At 61.8% G+C, this 19,557-nt stretch carries 30 protein-coding genes; 14 read left to right on the plus strand and 16 right to left on the minus strand.

What is annotated here, in order from left to right:
• Together AC56QX_RS16155 and AC56QX_RS16160 are read right to left on the minus strand one after the other, a co-directional pair.
• On the minus strand, positions 1-1,053 hold the full coding sequence (locus tag AC56QX_RS16155; RefSeq protein ID WP_497117280.1) for an ABC transporter substrate-binding protein: 1,053 nt from the start codon (positions 1,051-1,053) through the stop codon (positions 1-3).
• Positions 1,054-1,101: 48 nt separating this feature from the next.
• Positions 1,102-2,229 (minus strand): ABC transporter ATP-binding protein, encoded by a 1,128-nt coding sequence (locus tag AC56QX_RS16160; protein ID WP_497117282.1) that lies wholly within the window; start codon positions 2,227-2,229, stop codon positions 1,102-1,104.
• 289 nt (positions 2,230-2,518) lie between these two features.
• On the opposite strand from AC56QX_RS16160, the gene AC56QX_RS16165 reads away from it, so the two are divergent.
• Both AC56QX_RS16165 and AC56QX_RS16170 read left to right on the plus strand, forming a co-directional pair.
• On the plus strand, positions 2,519-3,907 hold the full coding sequence (locus AC56QX_RS16165; protein ID WP_497117283.1) for an aminotransferase-like domain-containing protein: 1,389 nt from the start codon (positions 2,519-2,521) through the stop codon (positions 3,905-3,907).
• Between the two features lie 30 nt (positions 3,908-3,937).
• The gene (locus tag AC56QX_RS16170; RefSeq protein WP_497117285.1) at positions 3,938-5,185 is read left to right on the plus strand and encodes an NAD(P)/FAD-dependent oxidoreductase; all 1,248 of its coding nucleotides are present in this window, start codon (positions 3,938-3,940) and stop codon (positions 5,183-5,185) included.
• Positions 5,186-5,236: 51 nt separating this feature from the next.
• Here the strand turns inward: AC56QX_RS16170 and AC56QX_RS16175 are convergent, their stop codons facing one another.
• Entirely contained in the window at positions 5,237-5,821 is a 585-nt protein-coding gene (locus tag AC56QX_RS16175) for a TetR/AcrR family transcriptional regulator (protein WP_497117286.1), read from the minus strand.
• 107 nt (positions 5,822-5,928) lie between these two features.
• Between AC56QX_RS16175 and AC56QX_RS16180 the strand changes: the two genes are divergently transcribed.
• Positions 5,929-6,744: an oxidoreductase gene (locus tag AC56QX_RS16180; RefSeq protein WP_497117288.1), complete on the plus strand. Its 816-nt coding sequence runs from the start codon at positions 5,929-5,931 to the stop codon at positions 6,742-6,744.
• 32 nt (positions 6,745-6,776) lie between these two features.
• Complete coding sequence (locus tag AC56QX_RS16185; protein WP_497117779.1) at positions 6,777-7,778, plus strand: NADP-dependent oxidoreductase; 1,002 nt, start codon at positions 6,777-6,779, stop codon at positions 7,776-7,778.
• A gap of 28 nt (positions 7,779-7,806) precedes the next feature.
• Here AC56QX_RS16185 and AC56QX_RS16190 read toward each other — a convergent pair whose 3' ends face one another.
• Positions 7,807-8,472, minus strand: a complete 666-nt coding sequence (locus tag AC56QX_RS16190) for a GntR family transcriptional regulator (RefSeq protein WP_497117290.1) — start codon at positions 8,470-8,472, stop codon at positions 7,807-7,809.
• Between the two features lie 121 nt (positions 8,473-8,593).
• On the minus strand, positions 8,594-9,358 hold the full coding sequence (locus AC56QX_RS16195) for an XRE family transcriptional regulator (protein WP_497117292.1): 765 nt from the start codon (positions 9,356-9,358) through the stop codon (positions 8,594-8,596).
• On the opposite strand from AC56QX_RS16195, the gene AC56QX_RS16200 reads away from it, so the two are divergent.
• The 3 genes from AC56QX_RS16200 (at position 9,305) to AC56QX_RS16210 (ending at position 10,359) form a co-directional block, all read left to right on the plus strand.
• Positions 9,305-9,466: a hypothetical protein gene (locus AC56QX_RS16200; protein ID WP_497118085.1), complete on the plus strand. Its 162-nt coding sequence runs from the start codon at positions 9,305-9,307 to the stop codon at positions 9,464-9,466. The two genes, AC56QX_RS16195 and AC56QX_RS16200, sit on opposite strands and share 54 nt — an antisense overlap.
• A gap of 150 nt (positions 9,467-9,616) precedes the next feature.
• A complete protein-coding gene (locus tag AC56QX_RS16205; RefSeq protein WP_497117294.1) occupies positions 9,617-9,925 on the plus strand; it encodes a hypothetical protein in 309 nt (102 codons plus the stop codon).
• Positions 9,926-10,005: 80 nt separating this feature from the next.
• Entirely contained in the window at positions 10,006-10,359 is a 354-nt protein-coding gene (locus AC56QX_RS16210; protein WP_497117295.1) for a hypothetical protein, read from the plus strand.
• A 27-nt stretch (positions 10,360-10,386) separates the two neighbouring features.
• Here the strand turns inward: AC56QX_RS16210 and AC56QX_RS16215 are convergent, their stop codons facing one another.
• Together AC56QX_RS16215 and AC56QX_RS16220 are read right to left on the minus strand one after the other, a co-directional pair.
• Complete coding sequence (locus AC56QX_RS16215; RefSeq protein WP_497117297.1) at positions 10,387-11,061, minus strand: Crp/Fnr family transcriptional regulator; 675 nt, start codon at positions 11,059-11,061, stop codon at positions 10,387-10,389.
• Positions 11,062-11,470: 409 nt separating this feature from the next.
• Positions 11,471-11,665: a hypothetical protein gene (locus tag AC56QX_RS16220; protein ID WP_497117298.1), complete on the minus strand. Its 195-nt coding sequence runs from the start codon at positions 11,663-11,665 to the stop codon at positions 11,471-11,473.
• Positions 11,666-11,835: 170 nt separating this feature from the next.
• Between AC56QX_RS16220 and AC56QX_RS16225 the strand changes: the two genes are divergently transcribed.
• Positions 11,836-12,030 carry a hypothetical protein gene (locus AC56QX_RS16225; RefSeq protein WP_497117299.1) on the plus strand — a complete coding sequence of 65 codons (195 nt, stop codon included), beginning with the start codon at positions 11,836-11,838 and terminating at the stop codon, positions 12,028-12,030.
• Positions 12,031-12,387: 357 nt separating this feature from the next.
• The gene (locus tag AC56QX_RS16230; protein WP_497117300.1) at positions 12,388-12,762 is read left to right on the plus strand and encodes a hypothetical protein; all 375 of its coding nucleotides are present in this window, start codon (positions 12,388-12,390) and stop codon (positions 12,760-12,762) included.
• Between the two features lie 10 nt (positions 12,763-12,772).
• Here AC56QX_RS16230 and AC56QX_RS16235 read toward each other — a convergent pair whose 3' ends face one another.
• Positions 12,773-13,018: a hypothetical protein gene (locus tag AC56QX_RS16235; RefSeq protein WP_497117301.1), complete on the minus strand. Its 246-nt coding sequence runs from the start codon at positions 13,016-13,018 to the stop codon at positions 12,773-12,775.
• A 269-nt stretch (positions 13,019-13,287) separates the two neighbouring features.
• Between AC56QX_RS16235 and AC56QX_RS16240 the strand changes: the two genes are divergently transcribed.
• The 3 genes from AC56QX_RS16240 to AC56QX_RS16250 all read left to right on the plus strand — a co-directional run bounded on the left by AC56QX_RS16240 (position 13,288) and on the right by AC56QX_RS16250 (position 14,374).
• The gene (locus tag AC56QX_RS16240) at positions 13,288-13,581 is read left to right on the plus strand and encodes a hypothetical protein (RefSeq protein ID WP_497117302.1); all 294 of its coding nucleotides are present in this window, start codon (positions 13,288-13,290) and stop codon (positions 13,579-13,581) included.
• A gap of 267 nt (positions 13,582-13,848) precedes the next feature.
• The gene (locus AC56QX_RS16245; RefSeq protein ID WP_497117303.1) at positions 13,849-14,091 is read left to right on the plus strand and encodes a hypothetical protein; all 243 of its coding nucleotides are present in this window, start codon (positions 13,849-13,851) and stop codon (positions 14,089-14,091) included.
• A 73-nt stretch (positions 14,092-14,164) separates the two neighbouring features.
• Positions 14,165-14,374: a hypothetical protein gene (locus tag AC56QX_RS16250; protein ID WP_497117305.1), complete on the plus strand. Its 210-nt coding sequence runs from the start codon at positions 14,165-14,167 to the stop codon at positions 14,372-14,374.
• A gap of 277 nt (positions 14,375-14,651) precedes the next feature.
• Here AC56QX_RS16250 and AC56QX_RS16255 read toward each other — a convergent pair whose 3' ends face one another.
• From AC56QX_RS16255 to AC56QX_RS16285, 7 genes are all read right to left on the minus strand, one after another.
• Entirely contained in the window at positions 14,652-14,843 is a 192-nt protein-coding gene (locus tag AC56QX_RS16255; RefSeq protein ID WP_497117307.1) for a hypothetical protein, read from the minus strand.
• 308 nt (positions 14,844-15,151) lie between these two features.
• Entirely contained in the window at positions 15,152-15,625 is a 474-nt protein-coding gene (locus AC56QX_RS16260; protein ID WP_497117309.1) for a hypothetical protein, read from the minus strand.
• A gap of 7 nt (positions 15,626-15,632) precedes the next feature.
• On the minus strand, positions 15,633-15,893 hold the full coding sequence (locus AC56QX_RS16265) for a DUF982 domain-containing protein (protein WP_497117310.1): 261 nt from the start codon (positions 15,891-15,893) through the stop codon (positions 15,633-15,635).
• A gap of 246 nt (positions 15,894-16,139) precedes the next feature.
• Positions 16,140-16,328, minus strand: coding sequence for a hypothetical protein (locus tag AC56QX_RS16270; RefSeq protein ID WP_172226416.1), 189 nt, complete (start codon positions 16,326-16,328; stop codon positions 16,140-16,142).
• Between the two features lie 109 nt (positions 16,329-16,437).
• Entirely contained in the window at positions 16,438-17,118 is a 681-nt protein-coding gene (locus AC56QX_RS16275) for a Crp/Fnr family transcriptional regulator (protein WP_497117780.1), read from the minus strand.
• 273 nt (positions 17,119-17,391) lie between these two features.
• Positions 17,392-17,622 carry a hypothetical protein gene (locus AC56QX_RS16280; protein ID WP_497117312.1) on the minus strand — a complete coding sequence of 77 codons (231 nt, stop codon included), beginning with the start codon at positions 17,620-17,622 and terminating at the stop codon, positions 17,392-17,394.
• Between the two features lie 220 nt (positions 17,623-17,842).
• On the minus strand, positions 17,843-18,223 hold the full coding sequence (locus AC56QX_RS16285) for a hypothetical protein (protein ID WP_497117314.1): 381 nt from the start codon (positions 18,221-18,223) through the stop codon (positions 17,843-17,845).
• Positions 18,224-18,549: 326 nt separating this feature from the next.
• Between AC56QX_RS16285 and AC56QX_RS16290 the strand changes: the two genes are divergently transcribed.
• Entirely contained in the window at positions 18,550-18,726 is a 177-nt protein-coding gene (locus AC56QX_RS16290; protein ID WP_497117316.1) for a hypothetical protein, read from the plus strand.
• Positions 18,727-18,874: 148 nt separating this feature from the next.
• Positions 18,875-19,051: a hypothetical protein gene (locus AC56QX_RS16295; RefSeq protein ID WP_497117318.1), complete on the plus strand. Its 177-nt coding sequence runs from the start codon at positions 18,875-18,877 to the stop codon at positions 19,049-19,051.
• Between the two features lie 124 nt (positions 19,052-19,175).
• On the opposite strand, the gene AC56QX_RS16300 is transcribed toward AC56QX_RS16295, so the two are convergent.
• Positions 19,176-19,556, minus strand: coding sequence for a YkvA family protein (locus AC56QX_RS16300; protein ID WP_497117320.1), 381 nt, complete (start codon positions 19,554-19,556; stop codon positions 19,176-19,178).
• Position 19,557: the final 1 nt, after the last annotated feature.

Consider the following 19,557-nt stretch of genomic DNA (forward strand, 5'->3'; position numbering starts at 1 on the left):
TTACTGCGCCAGCCAGGCGTTGAAGCGCTTGACCAGGTCTTCGCCATAGTCGCCCCAGAACTCGGTGTCGGCGACGAGGTAGGCGCCGGCGAGGTGGTCGGGGGCATTGGGCAATTTCGGCAAGGCATCGGCCGCGACGAAGGACGCCGCATCGGTGCGCACCGGCCCGTAGGTGATGTAGCTGGCGAGCTTGGCGTTGTTTTCCGGCTTCGAGATATAGGCGAGGTATTTGTAGGCGAGATCCGGGTTCTTGGCGCCCTTCGGAATGGCGATCATGTCGTATTCGAGGATCTGATTGTTCCAGACGATCTTGAACGGCTTCTTGTCGGTGTCGATGGCGTTCTGGATGCGGCCGTTCCAGGCGGTGGTCATCACCACTTCCTGCGAGGCGAGCAATTGCGCCGGCTGCGCGCCGGCATCCCACCAGACGATGTCCTTCTTGATGGTGTCGAGCTTCTTGAAGGCGCGGTCGACGCCTTCCGGCGTCGCCAGAACCTTGTAGACGTCGGCTGGCGCGACGCCATCGGCCATCAATGCCCATTCCAGGTTCTGCGCCGGGAATTTGCGCATGGCGCGCTTGCCCGGGAATTTCTTGGTGTCGAAGAGGTCGAGCACCGAGGTCGGCGCTTCCTTCAGCACGGTCGGATCATAGGCGAGGATGTCGCCGTAAGCGTCGAGCCCGACACCGCAATCGAGTGCGGAACCTTCGATGAATTTGTCGCGCGGTCCGATCTTGGCATAGTCGAGGCGCTCCAGAATGCCGGCGTCGCAGCCTTGCAGCACGGTCGCGGTTTCCACCGTCACCAGGTCGATCGGTACGTTGCCGGTGTCGACCATGGCTTTGACCTTGCCGAGATCGCCGAGATACTCCTGCTCGAGGATTTTTGCGCCGGTCTCCTTGCTGAACGGCTCGAACCAGGCCTTGCGCTGGGCGTCCTGCCAGGCGCCGCCGCTGGCCATGATCGACAGTTCATCGGCGAAAGCGGCTTGGCCGATGGTGAAGAGTGCGGTGGCTGCCGTGAATACGAGCATCCGGGTCTTGGCGATTTTCATTTTTCTTCCCCTGTTTTTGAGATGGACCTGTTTTGGAGATTGCCTGGTTCAGGACGGCCCCGCCTTGGCGGCAGAGGCATCGGCGGGAAACGCGCGGCAGTCACCCGGCGCGCAGGAGACCGTGACGGCCTCGCCATTGGCCATGGTTGCCTCGGGGCCGACCTTGACGGTCAGCACCTGGTCGTTGCCGAGCCTGGCCAGCAGGCGCAGATGGTCGCCGAGAAAGATGCGGCCATCGACGGTCGCGGGCAGGGCGTTGCCGCCCACCGGCATAAGGCTCAGCCGCTCGGGGCGGATGGCGACGTGGCAGGCAGCACCTTGCGCCACGCCGATGGCGAGCGCGGTGAGTTCGCCGCCGCCGGTCAGCCGCACGCGGCATTGCTGGCCGGAGACGCGGTCGACGATGCCTTCCAGCGTGTTGTTCTCGCCGATGAAGCTCGCCACGAAGGAGCTTTGCGGGGCGTTGTAGAGGTCGTCGGGTGAGCCGAGCTGGGCGATGGCGCCATTGTTGAAGACGGCGACGCGGTCCGACATGGTCAGCGCCTCGCTCTGGTCATGGGTGACGTAGACGATGGTGACGCCGAGCATGGTGTGGATCTGCTTGATCTCGAGCTGCATGTGCTCGCGCAGCTTCTTGTCGAGCGCACCCAGCGGCTCGTCCATCAGCACCAGGCTCGGTTCGAAGACCAGCGCGCGGGCCAGCGCCACGCGCTGCTGCTGGCCACCGGAAAGCTGCGCCGGCTTGCGGTCGCCGAACTGCTTCAGCCGCACCATGTCCAACGCGCGGCCGACGCGGCCGGCAATGTCGGCCTTGCTCACCTGGCGCACCGAAAGCGGGAAGGCGACGTTCTCCTCGACGCTCATATGCGGAAACAGCGCGTAGTTCTGGAACACCATGCCGATGTTGCGCTGGTAGGGCGGCAAGCGATCGACCGGCTTGCCTTCCAGCGTGATGGTGCCGCTGGTCGGCCGTTCGAAACCGGCCAGCATGTTGAGCGTCGTTGTCTTGCCCGAACCGGAAGGGCCGAGCAGGGTCAGGAATTCGCCGCGCGCCACGCCGAGGTTGAGCCGCGTCACCGCGAAGGCGCGGCCGTCATAGGATTTCTCGACATCGACGAAATCGACGAAAGCCGGGCCGGCGGCAGGCGCTGGCGATAATGCGGCCAGGGCGCTCATTGGACGCGATCCCGAAACGCAGCGGCTGAAACACTATGCGGCTTGTGATGCATGGTTCCGTCCCATTGGATGCCCGCGTCTCGGCGGGTCATTCAAGCTTGTATGCTCACACAATCTATCTGAAATCGAGCATAGATGCATACAACTTTGACCGTCAAGCCGGTATTTGCCGCGATTGTGTGATATTTTCAGGCAGGGAAAGCCGAATTGATGTCACACAAGTGCTATTGTCCGGCGAATTGTCTTATGCTAAGCCCACGACGAAGCCGAAGCCCCGAATCCATCCAGCATGCTCAGCGATCTCCGCCTTACCGAGGATGAAAGTCCGGTCTATCGCCGTCTCGCCGACGCGATCGCCGAGCGCATTGCCACGGGCACACTCGCGGTCGGCGACCGGCTGCCGCCGCAGCGCGATATTGCGCGCGCGCTCGGCATCAACGTCACCACGGTGACGCGGGCGCTGGCGACGCTGCAGCAGCGCGGCCTGCTGGAGGCGCGGCCGGGGCGGGGCACGACGGTGGCGGCCAGGCAGGCGGCCGAGCGGCCAGGCTTCGTCTCGGCGCCAAGCGACGAGAGCGGCGTCATCGACCTCTCGGTCAATCGGCCCGCCACCTCGGCCTATCTCGACGCGTTGGCGGCGCTGTTGCCGCGCCTGCCCAGGGATCCGCACTATGCCTCGCTGCAGGATTACCATCCACCGGAAGGGCCACTGTGGGCACGCGTGGCCGTCGCCGACTGGCTGAAGACCGTTGCCGGCGACGGCGACCCCGGCCGCGTGGTGCTGGCGGCCGGCGCCCAGCACGGGCTCGACTGTCTGCTTGGCGCGGTGACCAGGCAGGGCGAGGTGGTGCTTGCCGACGAGGTGACCTATCAGGGCATCAACGCGCTCTGCCGGGTGCATGGGCTCGATCTCAGGGGCGTCGCCATGGATCGCGGCGGCATGCGGCCGGACGCTTTCGACGCCGCCTGCGCGCAGCTCCGCCCCCGCGCGGTATTCCTGGTGCCGACGCTGCACAATCCGACGACCATTACGCTCAGCGAAGCGCGCCGCCGTGAGCTTGCGGCTGTCGCGCGCCGCCACAATGTCTTGATCATCGAGGACGACGTCTACAGGCCCTTGGCGGACGAGGCTCTGCCTTCCTTCGCCAGCCTGGAGCCGGAACTGACGGTGCATATCGGCGCGCTGTCGAAATGCCTGGCGCCGGGTCTGCGGCTCGGCTTCGTCATCGCGCCGCGCGCCATTGCCGGCCAGGTGGCGGCGGCGCTGCGCATCAATTGCTGGAGCATCAGCCCGCTGACGGCGCTGATCGGCGCGCGGATGATCGAGGACGGCGCGGCAGCGCGCATCATCGAGGTGCAGAAACAGGAACTGCGCCAGCGCCAGGCGATCCTGAGCGAAATTCTCGGCGCCTATGACGTCCAGAGCCAGCCGAGCGCCACCCATGCCTGGCTGCGCCTGCCCGAGCCCTGGCGCGGCGCCGGTTTTGCCCGCACCTGCCTGGAGCGCGGCGTCGCTTTGCTGCCGGGCGATGCCTTCGCCGTCGGCCGCGAGCCGGTCCAGCACGGCGTGCGCATCAATGTCGGTGCTGCGCGTTCACAGGACGATCTGCGCACCGCGCTGAACACCATGGCCGAGCTGCTGTCGGCCGGGCATCTGCAATTGCCGGGTTTTGTCTGATGCCCCAACGATCTGCCTGAGGAAATTCGCGTGACCGCTGCCAGAACTGTCGAAATCGCCGTCATCGGCGCTGGCGTGGTCGGGCTGGCGACGGCGCTGCGCCTGGCCAGCGACGGCCGCGAAGTCGTGCTCATCGATCCCAACGAGCCGGGCTCCGGCGCCTCGTTTGGCAATGCCGGCACGCTGGCCGAATATGCCTGCATGCCGGTCGGCAATCCCGCGGTGCTGCGCGCGCTGCCAAAACTGCTTCTCGACGCCGACAGTCCGTTTTCGCTGCGCTGGACAGCGCTGCTGCACCTTGCCCCGTGGCTGCTGCGGTTCGTGCGCCAGTCGCTGCCGGCCGCTGCCCATGCCAACGCCGTGGCGATGGCCGGCCTGCTGGCCGATTCCCTGCCGGCCTGGGAGGAGATAGCTGCCGAGGCCGATGCCGGGGATCTGCTGCGCCGCAATGGCTGCCTCTACCTCTATCGTCGCCCGGGCGATCTTGCCGGCGGCGCGTCGAGCCGGGCGTTGCGCGCCGAGTTCGGCGTCGACCAGGCGGTGCTGAACCCCCGTGAAGTGGCCGCACTGGAACCGAACCTGCCGGCGGTGCAGGGCGGCGGGCTGTTCTTTCCGCAGTCGATGAACCTGACCGATCCCCAGACCATGATGGCGCGGCTGCTCAAGGCGGCGACGGACCGGGGTGCCGCCTTGCTGCGGGGCGAGGTGACAGGGCTGCGGGCCGATGCAGGCGGTATCGACCTCAGCGGTCCCGGCCTCAGCCTGCGCGCCAGCAAGGTGGTGATCGCCGCCGGCGCCTTCTCACGGCCGCTGGCGGCACAGGCCGGCGACCGCATTCCGCTCGAAACCGAGCGTGGCTATCACCTGGAATTTCCGACCGAGATGCCGTTGCTGACGCGGCCGGTGTGTCCGGTCGATCTCGGCTTCTACATGACGCCGATGGCCGGCCGGCTGCGCGTCGCCGGCACGGTGGAACTCGGCCGCCAGGCCGCGCCGCCAAATCCGCGCCGGCTGGCGCTGCTCGACCGCGGCGTGCGCCAGTTCTTCCCCGCGCTCGGCCAGCCGTCGTCAAAATGGCTGGGCTTTCGGCCGTCGCTGCCGGATTCGAGGCCGGTCATCGGCCCGTCGCCCGGCAATCCGGATGTCATCTATGCCTTCGGCCACGGTCATCTCGGGCTGACGCTCGCGGCCGTCACGGCGCGGCTGGTTGGCGACCTCATCGCCGGCCGGCGGCCCAACAGCGCCCGGCTTGCGCCGTTCGCCGCCGGCCGGTTCTGACCTTGATATCCATCGCCGAGGTTTGAGGGCGATGGCTGTGCACCAGCAATTCTAGAAGGCTTCGTCCTTGGGCGGCTTGGTCAGCGCGCGCGCCGCATCGGCGCCCGCCGCCAGGATGCGGTCCGACAATTCCGTGCCTTCCACCGCACGGGCCAATTGCAGGGCGCCGATGAGCGCGGCGAAGACGCCCAACGCCACGCCTTCGGGATCGCGGGTGTGCGGCGGCAGGTCCTTGGCCAATTGGTGCACCAGCGTCAGCAGCTTTTCAGTGTAGAGCGCGCGCGTCTCGGGCGGTTGGCGCGCGATTTCCGGCAACAGCGCGGCGGACGCACAGCCGGTCTGCGGATGATCGCGATGCTCGGGCGACAGATACATCGCCATGGCCAGTTCCAGGCCGCCTGAGGCCAGTGCCTGCTGCAATTGCTGCGACTGGATCTCCAGTGCCGATGCCATGCTCTCGCGCACGAGGTCGGCCTTGGACTGGAAGTGCGGATAGAAGGCGCCATTGGTCATCCCGGCGTCGCTCATGATGCTGGCCAGTCCGGATGCGGCGATGCCGTCGCCTCGGAAGCGGTGCGAGGCGACCTCCATGATCCGGCTGCGTGATGCGTCCTTCCGGCCCTTGTCATAGCGCATGATGGTTCTTTCTTGCTTTCCTATTGCATTATGAGTGTAATGTGATATTACGATCATAATTCAATCGCCGATCGCAGGCAAGACCTCTTACGTTTGGAGCCTTCACAATGAACAAGAATTCGGGAAAGACTGCCGTTGTGACCGGCGCCTCCTCAGGCATCGGCCGTGCCAGCGCCGAGATTTTGGCACGCGCGGGCTTCACTGTCTTCGGCACCAGCCGCAAGGCATCCAACCAGGGCTCGAACGGTGTATCGATGCTGGCTTGCGACGTGACGGACGACGCGTCTGTCGCGTCCCTTGTCTCGACTGTCCTCGGCAAGACCGGCCGGATAGACCTGTTGGTCAACAATGCGGGTATCGGGCTGCTGGGCGGCGCGGAAGAGTCCTCGGTCGCGCAGTCGCAGGCCCTGTTCGACGTCAACCTGTTTGGCGTCATGCGGATGACCCACGCGGTGCTGCCGGTGATGCGGCGGCTGGGCGAGGGGCGCATCGTCAATATCGGCTCGATCCTGGGGGTGGTCCCGGCGCCTTACTCGGCCCATTATTCAGCCGTCAAGCACGCGCTTGAAGGTTATTCGGAATCGCTCGACCACGAGGTTCGCGCCTTCAACATCCGCGTTTCGGTCATCGAACCGGCATATGTGCGCACGGTATTCGACCAGAACGGATTCGAGCCCGATTCCCGCAAAAAGGAATATGATCAGGCGCGAGCCGCAGTCGAGGCGTTGCTTCGCGAGGTGATGCCCAAGGCCGATCTGCCCGATGTGGTGGCGAAGGTGGTTCTCAAGGCCGCGACCGACAGGCATCCGCTGCGGCGCTACACCGCCGGCAAGGCGGCGCGGCAGGTCAGCATGCTGCGCCGGTTCGCGCCGGCCGCGATGTTCGACAAAATCTTGCGCAAGCAGTTTCGCCTGCCCGTCTGAACGAAGCCGCGGATATTTAGAAAGCGACCATGATGAAAGCCTTTGTTGTCGACAAGTATCAAAAGAAGGGCGCCCTGCGGCTCGCAGAGATGCCGGAGCCTGAGTTGCGGGACAATGATGTCCTGGTCGAAATTCACGCCGCCGGGGTGAACCTTCTCGATTCCAAACTTCGGGATGGGGAGTTCAAGCCGATTTTGCCCTATCGCCCGCCCTTCATCCTGGGCCATGACGTGGCGGGGATCGTCGTGCGGGCCGGATCGAAAGTCCGCAGATTCAAGCCCGGTGACGAAGTCTATGCGCGGCCGCGCGACGGGCGGATCGGCACGTTCGCGGAATCTATCGCTATCGATGAAGCCGATTTGGCGCTGAAGCCGAAAAACCTCAGCATGGAAGAAGCCGCCTCGATTCCGCTGGTGGGCCTGACCGCCTGGCAGGTGCTGGTCGAGACGGCCGGGCTGAAGAAAGGCCAGAAGGTTTTTATCCAGGCCGGCTCGGGCGGAGTGGGGACCTTCGCCATCCAGCTGGCGAAGCATCTCGGCGCGACCGTCGCGACGACAGCCAGCGCGGCGAGTACCGATCTGGTGAAAGGCCTCGGAGCCGATATCGTCATCGACTACAAGAAAGACGATTTCGAGAAAATCCTGCAAGGCTACGACGTCGTCCTGAACAGCCAGGACGCCAAAACGCTCGAAAAATCCCTGAATGTGCTGAAGCCGGGCGGGAAACTCATCTCCATTTCCGGCCCGCCGGATCCCGCATTTGCCAGCAAGCAGGGGCTGAACATGGTCCTGAAGCTGGTCCTGCGGCTGCTGAGCCGCAGAATACGCAGCAAAGCCAGACGCGCCGGTGTCGGATATCAGTTCCTGTTCATGCGGGCGCAGGGCGATCAGCTGGGCAAGATCACCTCGCTCATCGAATCCGGCATCATACGCCCCGTCATGGACCGGATTTTTCCGTTCGAGAAGACCAACGAGGCATTGGCCTATGTCGAAGCGGGGCGTGCCAAGGGCAAGGTCGTCATCAAGGTCAGGTAGGAAGAGCGTTCGGCGGAAGGCTGTTGCTTCAGGACACCGCCACCGTGTCGATCTCCTGGAGATAAAACACCTTGCTCGGCTGCAAATGGTCGACACAGAGCTGCGCCAGCACCCAATTGTCCCTGCGCTTCAGCGCCTCGATCATCATTGCGTGGTGTTGGCGCGAGACGTCGAGCTTTTCCCGGTCGGCCAGTGAATTGGCCCGCACCGGCAGGCTGAGCCGCATGTAGTGCTCGATCGAGGACACGAGATAGGCGTTGCCGCAGGCCGAGAACATTGTGAGATGGAAACGGTCATTGGCCTCGTGGATGCCTCTGAGATAGCCCTTGTCGACATGGCTGCTGTAGGTGCGGTGAATGTCAGTCAATTGCGCGATCAGTTCGTCGCTGACCGGCAAGGGGATCATCAGCGCCGCCTGGCGCTGCAGCATTTCGCGCACCTCGTAGATCTGGCGCACCTCGTCGGGCGAGAGCCGGCGCACCATGGCGCCCTTGTTGCGCTCGCGCGTGACGATGCCGAGTTTTTCCAGCTGGTAGAGCGCCTGGCGGATGGTGTGGCGTGAAACCGGGAAGCGGGCGAGCAGCACATCCTCGACCAGGCGCGTGCCGGGCGGCAGCCGGCCGAAGATGATGTCCTCCTCGAGTGCGTGCACCGTGTCGGCTTCCTTACCGCCATAGTCGAAGCTGTTGAGCATCGCGAATCCCCGTTGTTCCCGGCGCCTTGTCTGGCGGGGATGTCATTCTAAGCGGTTCATCGTTTCACGGAAACGCCGAACCGCTCCGTCTTGCTTGGCGCAATTCCCGCGGTAAACCGCTTCACACTGTCTCTGGAATTGCTTGGCCTTCGCGCACAAGGCTGGCCACCAGCTGGTCGAGGCGCGGGTCGTCGAGGTTGACGATGCCGGACATCTGCAGCGCCTGCCTCAGGCTGATCCTGCCGACCTCCTGGCGCATGATGACCTTTACGCTAACTGGCCCCGTCCCGGTCAGGACGAAGGCGCTGCCGACCAGGACCGGCTCCGAGAACGGCGCCCATTGCACGGCCATCACCGACGGCTCCCTGGTCTGGCGCCGGTTGATGCCGGCGAAATAGATCCAGTTCAGGCGTGAGATCGCTACGCCATAATGCCAGCCGGGCACGCGCGCTCCGCCCTGGCGATGGCCCTCGGCCCAGCGGGTGACGCGCCTGAAGGTCACCAGCTCGGCCTCGCGCCGCACGAAGGTGACCGACCGCATCAGAAGGTCGGGACGATCCGGAACCGCGAAATAGGTGAAATAGGTGCCTCCTGCGATGGCGGGAGCTGGGCCGCGCACCATGTTCTCGTAGAGCGTCTGGTGGAGCGATGACAGCAACGGGTGTTCGGGCGCGGCGGCTTTTGGCGCGCGGTACAATTCATCCTCATCGATGCGGAAATAGGCGCAGATCAGCTTCGCCGTCGCCCGGTTGGGCACGCTCTTGCCTTGCAGATAGCGCTCGAACTGCGTGCGGTTCATGCTCAATCCGCGGCATACGGCAGCCACCGACGCATGGCCGGAGACCAGCCGTCGCAGATTCGCGGCAAGATTCTTGCGGATTGGCACGATACGCCCCTCGACAGCCGTTCGGACCATTTTTCAGCAATTGCTTATATTGCGGCAATCTCGCACAACATCGCGCTGCCGCGAATGGGACCTTTGGCCAATACGTGACGGCTATTGGTCGCCATTCCTTGGTTGTTGCGGAAATACGCAAATTGTACGGTTTCGTACTATGCGCCTATGCAATCCAGGCGAATGGGCGTATTTTGGGACGAAGAGCGACCTAGATCGGCCTCTCGACATCGAATGATGGAGAGTGCTTTGGACCATGCAGAGCTGATCGATCTTCTCGACTATACTCACGCTCAATTGAGCAAAATCCGCGAGGCGGTCGCGGCAAGCAATCACGCCGGCGCCATGTTCACCATCGATTGCCTGATCGGCGCGGCGGCCGAGCAGACGAAGTGCAAGCTCGCCGGCCTGGAGCATGCCGGCATGCCTGTTGGCAGGGATGGGCCGGTTGGCAGGGATGCGCCGGTCGGCGCAAGCGGCGCTGTTGCCCGCTTGCAGGCAAGAGTGGTAAAGCCGGACGCCGGCAAGGCAGCGATGCGCGTGCGGCGCTTGCCTTGAGCCTTTTCGCCAGACTTCGCGCCGGCAGCCGCGCGGCGGTCTTGATCCCTTACAGATATGCCAGGTTGGGTTCGTCTCCCATGGAGGGCTACGACGCGCATGAGAACAGCCATGATTTTGTCGCTGAACATCCGGACTGGCGGGTGGTGCGCGGCTGGCTGATGTCTCCAGGCGACATTCTCGACAAGCATGTCATCGTCGAGAACCCTCTGACCGGGCAGCGCCTCGACGTGACGCCGCTCGATCCGCGCGTGCCATTCTTCGAGCATCCGGGCACGGCGGAAGAGTTCGACGGATTGTGGCACCAGGTCAGCATGCCTGCCTATCCGCCGCCAGCGCGGCTGGTGGTTGTGGAGGCAAGCGACGAGATCGGGCGTGGTGCAAATGCCGTGGCGTCGGATGCGGGGACGTCCGGCGAGAACGCTGACGCCTGATATGTCAGCCGGACAGGTGCTGGCCGATCAGCCGGGCATGATCGTTCCGATCAGCCTGGTATATTCGGCTTCGGGTTCGCCGTAACCGCCATTGGCGAGTTCCAGCAGCCCGGCGCGGTCGCGAATGACGATCTCGCCGCGGCGCGAGCGGATCAGCGCGCGGCCTTCCAGCAATTGCAGCGCGACGGTGACGCCGGGCCGCCGCACGCCAAGCATGATGGACAGGAATTCGTGGGTGATGGCAAGGCGTTCGCCGGGTACCCGGTCGTCGCACATCAGCAGCCAGCGCGCCAGCCGCTCCTCGAGTTTCAGCCTTGCGTTGACCAGCGCCGTACAGCCGGCTTGGGTGTGCAGGGCGTTGACGAAACGCAGCAGGAATAGGCGCAAGGTCTGGCTTGCCGCAAGGGCTGCGTTGAAAGGTGCGGCATCGATACGGATGGCTTCGCCTTCGAGCTGTACGAAGCACGCATGCGCCGAACGGTCGTCGCCCATTACCAGGGCGGTTCCGGTCATGCCTTCGAAGCCGATGAAGCCGACCTCTGCCTCGTGGCCGCTCGCCGTCCTGGCGACAACCGAGCCAATGCCCTGTTCGGGAAAATAGACCGCCTCGATCGGGAGATGGGGCGTGACAAGCATCATGCGCAGCGGCAATTCGCAACGCTGCATGTGCGGCTCCAGCAAGGCGAGATCATCCGCGCTCATGCGCAGCAGCAGCTGGTTTCGGTATCGATGATTTCGGTCGAAATCGGATTTAATCATGGCGCGGCCCAATGCAGGGCAAGAGCCATCCGATCTCCCAGCCGTCCGCGCCCGTATCAACGTGCCGACGATCGCCTAGACATAGGGACTTTGAACGAAGAAACCTAGGAATACGGTCTGGAATTCGATGCACGGCGTCCCCCACTGCCGTTCGCATACGAAAAGATCGACGTCAAAGTTAGTGTCGGAAACGTACCAACCGCCCCTTGGTACGAAACCAACATTTCGCGGGAACGCCTGCTTTGGAGGATGGTGGAGAAAATCCGCCGGCTAACGGCCGGACGGCTGTACGCTCGGATTGGTCCCGGGGATTTTCCGAAAGCATGCCTGAAGCCACGCCACCGCTTGCAGTCTATCGCTTGGACAAACCAGCGGCCCGTTCCAGGATCGTAATCCGCTTGTCTACTTCCGCCTGTGCGACATGCATAAGCGTATCGATCTCGATCATAGCCTCAATATGGCGAGCGTCGATGACCGCCTTGCGTGCAAGGCTCAACAGCCCCCTGACGACGCGCAGGGTCTCGACAACGCTTGGTTGATCTGACACCGGTAGCCCCTTCCTCAGGCTACAACCATGAAGCGATGGCAACGTTCCCCATTGCAAATTGACTGGCAATCTCGGTACGAAAGCGTACACTCTGTAAGTCGTCCGCCTTTCACGGCATACGGACGCTTGGTAGCCAACTCAGGTGCTCCCGCCACGATGCGGAGACTGACATGGCAGAGGACCATTCAGGCAACAGGGTAACGGCGTTCGACTGCGAGATCCTTCGCGGCGCCTTTAGACGATCGGTCGTGGAAAGACGCGTCGCTGAAAGGAATAGGCGCCAAAATGCAAGACTGCTGGCACGCGAACTGACCGAGATTGACGATGTCGACGACGACATTGTCGACTGGATCTTGCGCAAGTAGATATCGCCGCCTCTGGCGGCGCTTCGAATTCCTGCTCGTGCATCGGGAGGAAAACACCTCATATGTGGTTTCTGGCTGCACTCGTTCTCGGACTTGGCTTAGCGCTATCCTTGGGCTGGGCGGTTGGATTTTTGTCCAGGCACCCAGATGAACGCTGACGATGTGCCTCAGCGGGCACGTCTGGAACCGCCTTCAATGGACGCCAGTGATCGGTAGAACACCGGCTAAGCCTGCTCAGCGGCGCTTTGCGCCGCTTCTTCCTCGAGCTTAACGAGCTTCGCCTTGATTTCCTTCGGGTCGGCATGTTCCAGCCTTGCTTGAGAGTGTCTTGTACTCCCGCCCTGCCGGAGACATGAGATGGAAGACGACCGAGGCCCGGGCGGCATCAGATCCGCTCACGATTCTCACATTTTGAGAAAAGCCTTCAAGGCATCGATCGCCGAGCTGCAACTGCCTGAAGCAGAATGGGTCGAGCACGCCAAGGCGATGATGCGCGACCTCACCGGCAGTCCTCACGTCGATACCGGCTTCATCGAGTGGATCATCCAAGTGAAGCAGCCGCTCACCGCCAAGCTGGCGGACGACAATAGCAAGGCTGAAGATCACCTTGCTGCGCTGACGTTGGGCATCCATGCCACCCTCAAGGGCCTGACCGCGCCTGTCGAAATGCTGGTCGAGGTTTTAAACTTCGAAGCCCCGGCGGACGCCATCGCGCCGCCGTCGGCGCGATAGGCTGATATCCTCACCCATCCGCACGCTTGGTCTTGCCGGCGCCCTGTTCGCCGCTCAGAAGACCGAAATCGGCCGAACGGGTGCCGCTGTTGGCATGCAGAAAGCCGTCGGCGGCCAGGCCACGGCGCAGCAACTCACGCACGGCAGCCGCGCGGCTCGGCATGCGCTTGTCGAAACGCCATGTGTCGAGCGCCGCGAATTCCTCTTCGTTCAGCATCACCTGCAGCCGTTCGGGGCGTTCAAGATTGTCGGTCATCATGGCCTCCTGCTTCCGGCAATCCAGCCGGTGAGCCGAATGAGTAAGTGACTTATCTGTCTCACAATCTGCCAATGGCCTATTTGGTTCCGAGGTAGCCAAATACATTTGTTGCATCAGCTACTCAAAGTGCCTCGGTTGCGTCACCGGCTAAACATACTAACTAATTGATTTTATTAATGATTTGTTGAGATTTGTCTTGCTTTAACGAATCGCCTGGCGCATGGTGAAAGTGAGGGAAAACCCAGTCCTTCGGACAGGAGTTTGCCATGCATCATTACCCGGTCGAACTGCGTGACGACCTGAATCACACGCTGGTCAAGACAATCTACGAGTATGGAATCGTCAACGTTCCGGTCCTGGCCGCTCAACTGGCCGACCGCCACGGCGACCTGTCGATCGCTGACGCCGAACGGCTGGTGCTTGGCTTCGCTCAGCTCTATTCGGCACCGATCGTGTTCGACCGCTCGGGTTGCGATTGGCGGCTGAAAGAGCCTGTCGGTTGGGACAATGACGGCCTGCTTCTCGACATCGTCCAGAACGAGTATGGCCGCGCCGCCTGAGCCTGGATTGTACGTTTCCGACAATTCATCTGGTCATTGCCTGATAGCAATCTTTTGACAAGAGCGATCCGTTAATCGGACCGGCCTCTCGGCATCGTGCGATGAGAGAAGCCTGTGAAACACACCAACCTGCTGGAACTCCTCAACCGTCTGCAATCCGTCGATGCCGCGGTCTGATCCTGAGCTTTCAGGCCAGGTGCGACTTTACCCAGCCTCCCGTATGTAGGACGATAATCCTAGGTGGGGCGATTCTCGTAGGAGATCGCAATGGCTAGGTCGAAACCGTCAAAGCAGTTATCGCAGGCTGAAATCGAGCGCTTTCTGGTGGCAGCGGAAGCGCTGCACCTAAGCATCATCAAGCCGTTCATATCGCCACATTGCGACCACTACCGGGCAACGCGTGTTCTGCATGAGGTGCTGTTGAAAGCCGTGCGGGAAGTCACCGGGAAGGAAGTCGAGTTCATCCGGTGGAACACCACAGGACCGGTGCGGCCTCCTACCGCTGGATAGGCAATGGCCTCCGCTTGAACTTGTTGCCGCATTGCGCGATTGTCGCCGCGCGGCCTAGGCAACTGAGTACCCAATGAAGCGTACGGTAAAAAAGGCGCAACCTTTCGTGCCGACCGAAATCCACGTCAGCACCGTCAGGGATGAGAACGGTCCTCTTGGCATTCTCTCGATCGAGACAACTGAAGGATTGTTGGATATCGCGATCGACCAGCCGACTGCCGACGCCATCGTGGATGCCATCAATACCATACGGTCAAAGCTGGATTCGGACGCGGCGTCTTGAAAAAAACTGCCCCGCCTTCTTGGGACGAAGCTGGCGGGGCTGGAGGAGTTAGTAGGCTCCTAGCAACTACCCGCGAATTGTTACGCTGATGTGACAGGTTCAATGGGCCATATCGACAGGCGGCACTCCGCTCCCCATAGGGCTTGCCCTGCGAAGGATTAATACCAGGCTGTATTTGGCTGGGTAGCGTCGGAACGTTTCGCCGAACGGCTGGTGTTTGGCTTCGGCCGCGCCGCCCGAGCTGCAATTGACTGCACTTGCCAATGCATCCTGGGCGTCACTTGCGGATGATCTGAAGGACAATCTCGGGGTCGACAACACTCGATCCGGTCAGCTCCCTGACCATTTCCTCGGCATGGCGCACCCATATGGCTTCAGGCAACAAGCCTTCGGCGACCAAACTTCTGAATGCGCTGCGAAGGGTATGGAAATCGAGGGCAGAGACCGGGCTGTCGGTGTGGTCGTTCATCGTCTGACTCCCTCAGGGCGGGAGTACGATGTACACTCTCAAGCGCCAGCGCCCGTTCAGTGGCCAGCGACAACAACACTGTACGCTTCCGACAATCGGATAGCGAGGCTTGGTACGAAACCGACAAATGTAAGCCCGCCACGGAGGGGTCAGTGGCGGGCTCAATGAAAAGTTGTTTGACTAACTTTCCGGCGCCTTTTTCGGCTGAGGGGCTTCCGAGGCGCTACCAGGAACGGGCTGTCGGCCAAGAGGTTCCGTCCGCGCACGAAAAGCACGAGCGGCTCAGAGGTTAGTCCGTCGTCCCGTTTTCAATAGCGGGGCCTTTTATCGGAAACGACGACCAATCTCCCTCCAACATGCTGGCACCGTTTGCAGACGAGCTTCGATGCCAGCCGCCTTTCGGTGTTGAAATCGTAGTGGGTGCCGTAGGTCTCGATCAGGCCATCGAGATCCAGCGAACGCAGATGACCGCAGCGTGCATTGCCGCAATACGCGCTGAGGCCCATGCCCTGTTCCCGAAGCTCGCCAAGGTTCTTCGGCTGCGCAATCGGCAGAACAATATCTGCCGGCTCCGCCGGATGTGCGACCGCCACCAGGACAGGCTTTCTTATCTCCGCCCGGTCGATGTTGCCGATCGCGTGGACTGCCTTGTCTTGGGCGACGCCTATGAGAGAATCGATCTCTTCCATGGCTTCGATATGCCCGCGGACAAACAAAGCCCGTCGCAGCACGTGCAGCGCATCTCTCGTCTCGCAAAGTGTCGTGCGCAGGGTGATGGGCATTTCGCGTTCACTCCTTCATGTAGCTGTCGGGAAGACAATCGGCTTCGACCGCGGCCGCAATGAAAGCCCGGTGGGCCTCCCTTGTGCTGCAGCGTCCCACCCGTTCCCCAACCAGGGCGGCAAGTGCCGCCAGAAACATCGGGCCATTGGACGGCCAGTCGTTTGCCAAGGCGTGCGCCATTTGGGGAAGTGTACAAAGCACCGAAATGGTGCCGTCACTTCGCTCGATGGGAATTCCCGAAAACATGTTTGGCCGGTTGACGGTCACTGCATAGCTCCCGCTTGGGCGGGAGAATGTTAAGCGCTCTCAAGCACCAGCGCCCGTGCAAAAGCTGATGACATCTTGACTAAGCACTTAAACAAGGCGCCGTCTATTAACTATGACGCATCAGTCTAATAATATTCAATTTCAATAAACTTCGATGTTTACTTTTGTGAAAACCGTACGGTTCCGACATTTCTTTGGTTGCTATTGGTACCAAACCGACAATCTAGGCGGCGCGGGCAATTCGCATCAAATGCGCGAAGCGAGCCGGGTCAGCCCCACGCGCATGCGCTGGCTATCGGCAAAGGACCGGGCGTAGGATTCCACATCAAACGTGCTCAAGTGCACATTGCCGTTGATGACGACCCGAACACGCCATTCGCCCATGGTCTCGGTGACTTCGACGCCATCCGGAATAGGTTGTTCTGCTTCAGCCATGACTCTCCTCCCGAAAGGGCGAAAGCACCTGATTTGGCTCCCAAGCGTCCGTGTGCCGTAGACGGCGGACGACCTGGGAATTGTACGCTTCCGACAATCCATTAGCCAGTCAATTCAGCCCCGAGCCGATTGCTCCAAAAAGCCTGGTATATTCAGCTTCCGGCACCCCATATCCGCCACTGGCCAGCGCAATCAGTCCGGGCCGGTCCATGATGATGACCTCACCCCGGCGTGACCGGATCAGGGCAAGACCTTCCAGTTCCTGCAGGGCGACGGTGACGCCTGGCCGCCTTACGCCGAGCATCGTGGCGAGGAATTCGTGGGTAATGGAAAACCGCACGCCCACGACGCGGTCGTCGCACATCAGCAACCACCGCGCCAGCCGGACCGTCAACCTCAGTCGCGCGTTGACGAGCGCGGTGCACCCGGTCTGGATATGCAAAGAATTGACAAAGCGCAGCAGGAACATTCGCAAGGTGGGGCTACCCGTCAGAGCCGCGACAAAGCTGCTTGCGTCGATGCGCATTGCCTCGCCTTCGAGTTGCACGAAGCAGGCTTGTGGCGAGCGGTCGTCGGCCATCACCAGCGAAGCCCCAGTCATCCCCTCATAGCCAATGAACCCGATCTCCGCCTCGTGTCCGCTGGATGTGCGCGCGACCACCGACGCAATACCGTGCTCGATGAAATAGACAGCTTCAATCGGGACGCCGGGCGTGACAAGCGGCATTCTGAGCGGAAGGGCTACAGGGCGCAAACTCGGCTCAAGCAGCGCAAGATCATCCGCGCTCATCCTGCGCAAGAGTCCATTTTGAAATGTTGACGCAGAGGCGGTCTCGCCAGCCAGTGCCTGGCCGGTGACAGTCGATTTTGGGATTTCGTAGTTCATCGCGTAGCTCCCGCAGGGGCGGGAGTACGATCGACACTCTCAAGCGCCAGCGCCCGTTCAGTGGCTAGCGACAGGAGAACTGTACGCTTTCGACATTCCGATAGCGAGTCATTCCGTGCGGGTGTGGCGTCTCAGTTTGAAATTCGAAAAGTGCCCGCGCCATCTCCTACGGCTGTGTCAGCCGGTGCGCCGCTCGAAATCATGGCGCCGCGCCTGCATCTCTGCGAGCAGATCAACTTCGTTGAATAGACCGTGTTGAAAGACAGATATTACGACGATCGCCAACCCTTCGGCATCGCTGGACGCGCTATTCCATTTGCAGTCGGCGCATACTTTATCGAATACACGCTGGCAGATAGCCAAGTCGTCCGGACTCAGGAACTCGCTTTGGGGAGTACGTTTCAACATCTCAACGCCTCACGGGCGAGAGTGCGATATGTCTCTCAATCAGCGAAGCCCTTGGCCTGATCGCCGATAGTGCATTGTACGCTTCCGACAATCGGTTAGCGAGTCATTCCTCTAGAATGGCTTTCCTCTAGGCGGCCTTTTTGTAAGCCGCGCTTGCCAGGCTTCGGCGCGACGGCGTCCGTCTTCTACCCGTGCCGAATTGGCTTTTCTGAATATCTTCTCAGAGGGGGCGTGGCGACGAAATGGCGGAGTGATCCGCACCATCAGCTTGAGGGAAGCGCAATGCTCCGCCGCCACCTGAATCAACAGTCTCGGCAGGGGATGGTTCCGTGATTGCCGGGTCAATCGCCCACAAGACAGGCTGTTGTGAAGATGAAGACAGGCGATCAACCTCGCCCAGCCATTCGGCATAGCTGGCGTTCATGGCGGCATGCAATTCCGCGGACTTGTCCATGCCGCCCTGGAACAGCTCCATGACGCGGCGGCCAAGCCGCTCCCGCGCCGCGTGACCGGCACCAATGCCGGCCTGGCGACAATACTCGTCGAGCACTTTGGCCAGGATCGAAAGCTGATTTGAGTCCGCCGAACCGTTTGGCATCATCGCGTTTCTCCCATCGGTGGGGCGAAAGCGCGAACGACTCTTTCAAGCGCCAGCGCCCATTCAACGGCCGGCGACAGGGCAACTGTACGCTTCCGACAATCGGTTAGCCAGTCCCGCGAACTGTTCGGAAACGTACCAAGCGACCTTCTTCATTGTTCGGTCACCGGCAACTCGCTAGCCTCGCGACGCGGCGGATTTCGGATGCCGCCTTGGCCGATACGGGACACGGCCACCATCCAAACCCAAGCCGGCATGGCCATCGGTGACAATACCTCGATTGCGGGCCTGTGAATGGAGACGCTGATGCAGAGAGATAGATCTGCCTGATGCCAGGGGACAGATTCGAGTGCCTGAAGGAGAATTCCGGCAACTGGATGGTATGGGACCACAAGGGCGGCGCGCCGGCAAAGCTGGGTGGGGTTGAGTTGCGCGGCCAGGATAGGCATCGGGCCGAGATCGCGCGCGACATTCTCAGGCGGATTTTCCGAACCAGGCCGACATGACGAAGAGTGCCCCTTCGGACGTCTAAGGCGCACCTCGTCGCATCGATGCGAGACCAGGCAGGTACCGGTTTGGCAAATGCCGTCTTGTTTGCCGTGCGCACCCTGGCACGCCCGCGCGGAACCGCACGCTTCCAGAAAGGTTTATTTGGTGGTCAGTATCGAACAGGCGATGGCGGAGGCGATCCTGGCAATGCGGATGCTGCGGAAATCCATCGTCGACCATGGTCATCTCGAGGCGATGATCGACTTCGACAGGCTGATGGCAAACGCTGTCGAAGAAGCCGAGAAGCAACTGACGAGACTGCAGGCCTCCGGTCCATCCTGACTTTCGCCGAGAGGGTGGGTTCAACTATTTCGGTTTTGACATGCTGAAGCAGGACCCGCTGGCGGTGGACCAGCTCCATCCGCCCAAGGCTTCCTTCGCGCGCCCCGAATCGAAGTCGCGCAACCTAGGCTGGCTTCGGCCAGAACAGCCAGAGCAACACAAGCGCCGCCAGTATCCAGACCGCGACCATGAACGCCAGCCCTGCCTTGCTTACCGGCTTGGCGCGGCGTGTCGCTTCGTCTCGAAACTCTTGCATGAGATCGGCCGGCACCAGCTTGACGGCAAGCATGATGCCGAGCGGCACAATGATGAGGTCGTCCAGATAGCCGATGATCGGAATGAAGTCCGGTATCAGGTCGATAGGGCTTAGAGCGTAGGCCGCGACCGCGCCAGCAGTGGCCTTTGCATACCATGGAACGCGCGGATCACGCGCGGCAAGCCAGAGTGCCACGACATCGCGCTTGATGTTGCGCGTCCATTGCTTCGCAGAATCGAGGACCGACATA

The organism is Mesorhizobium sp. RCAM 06353, from assembly GCF_059683585.1.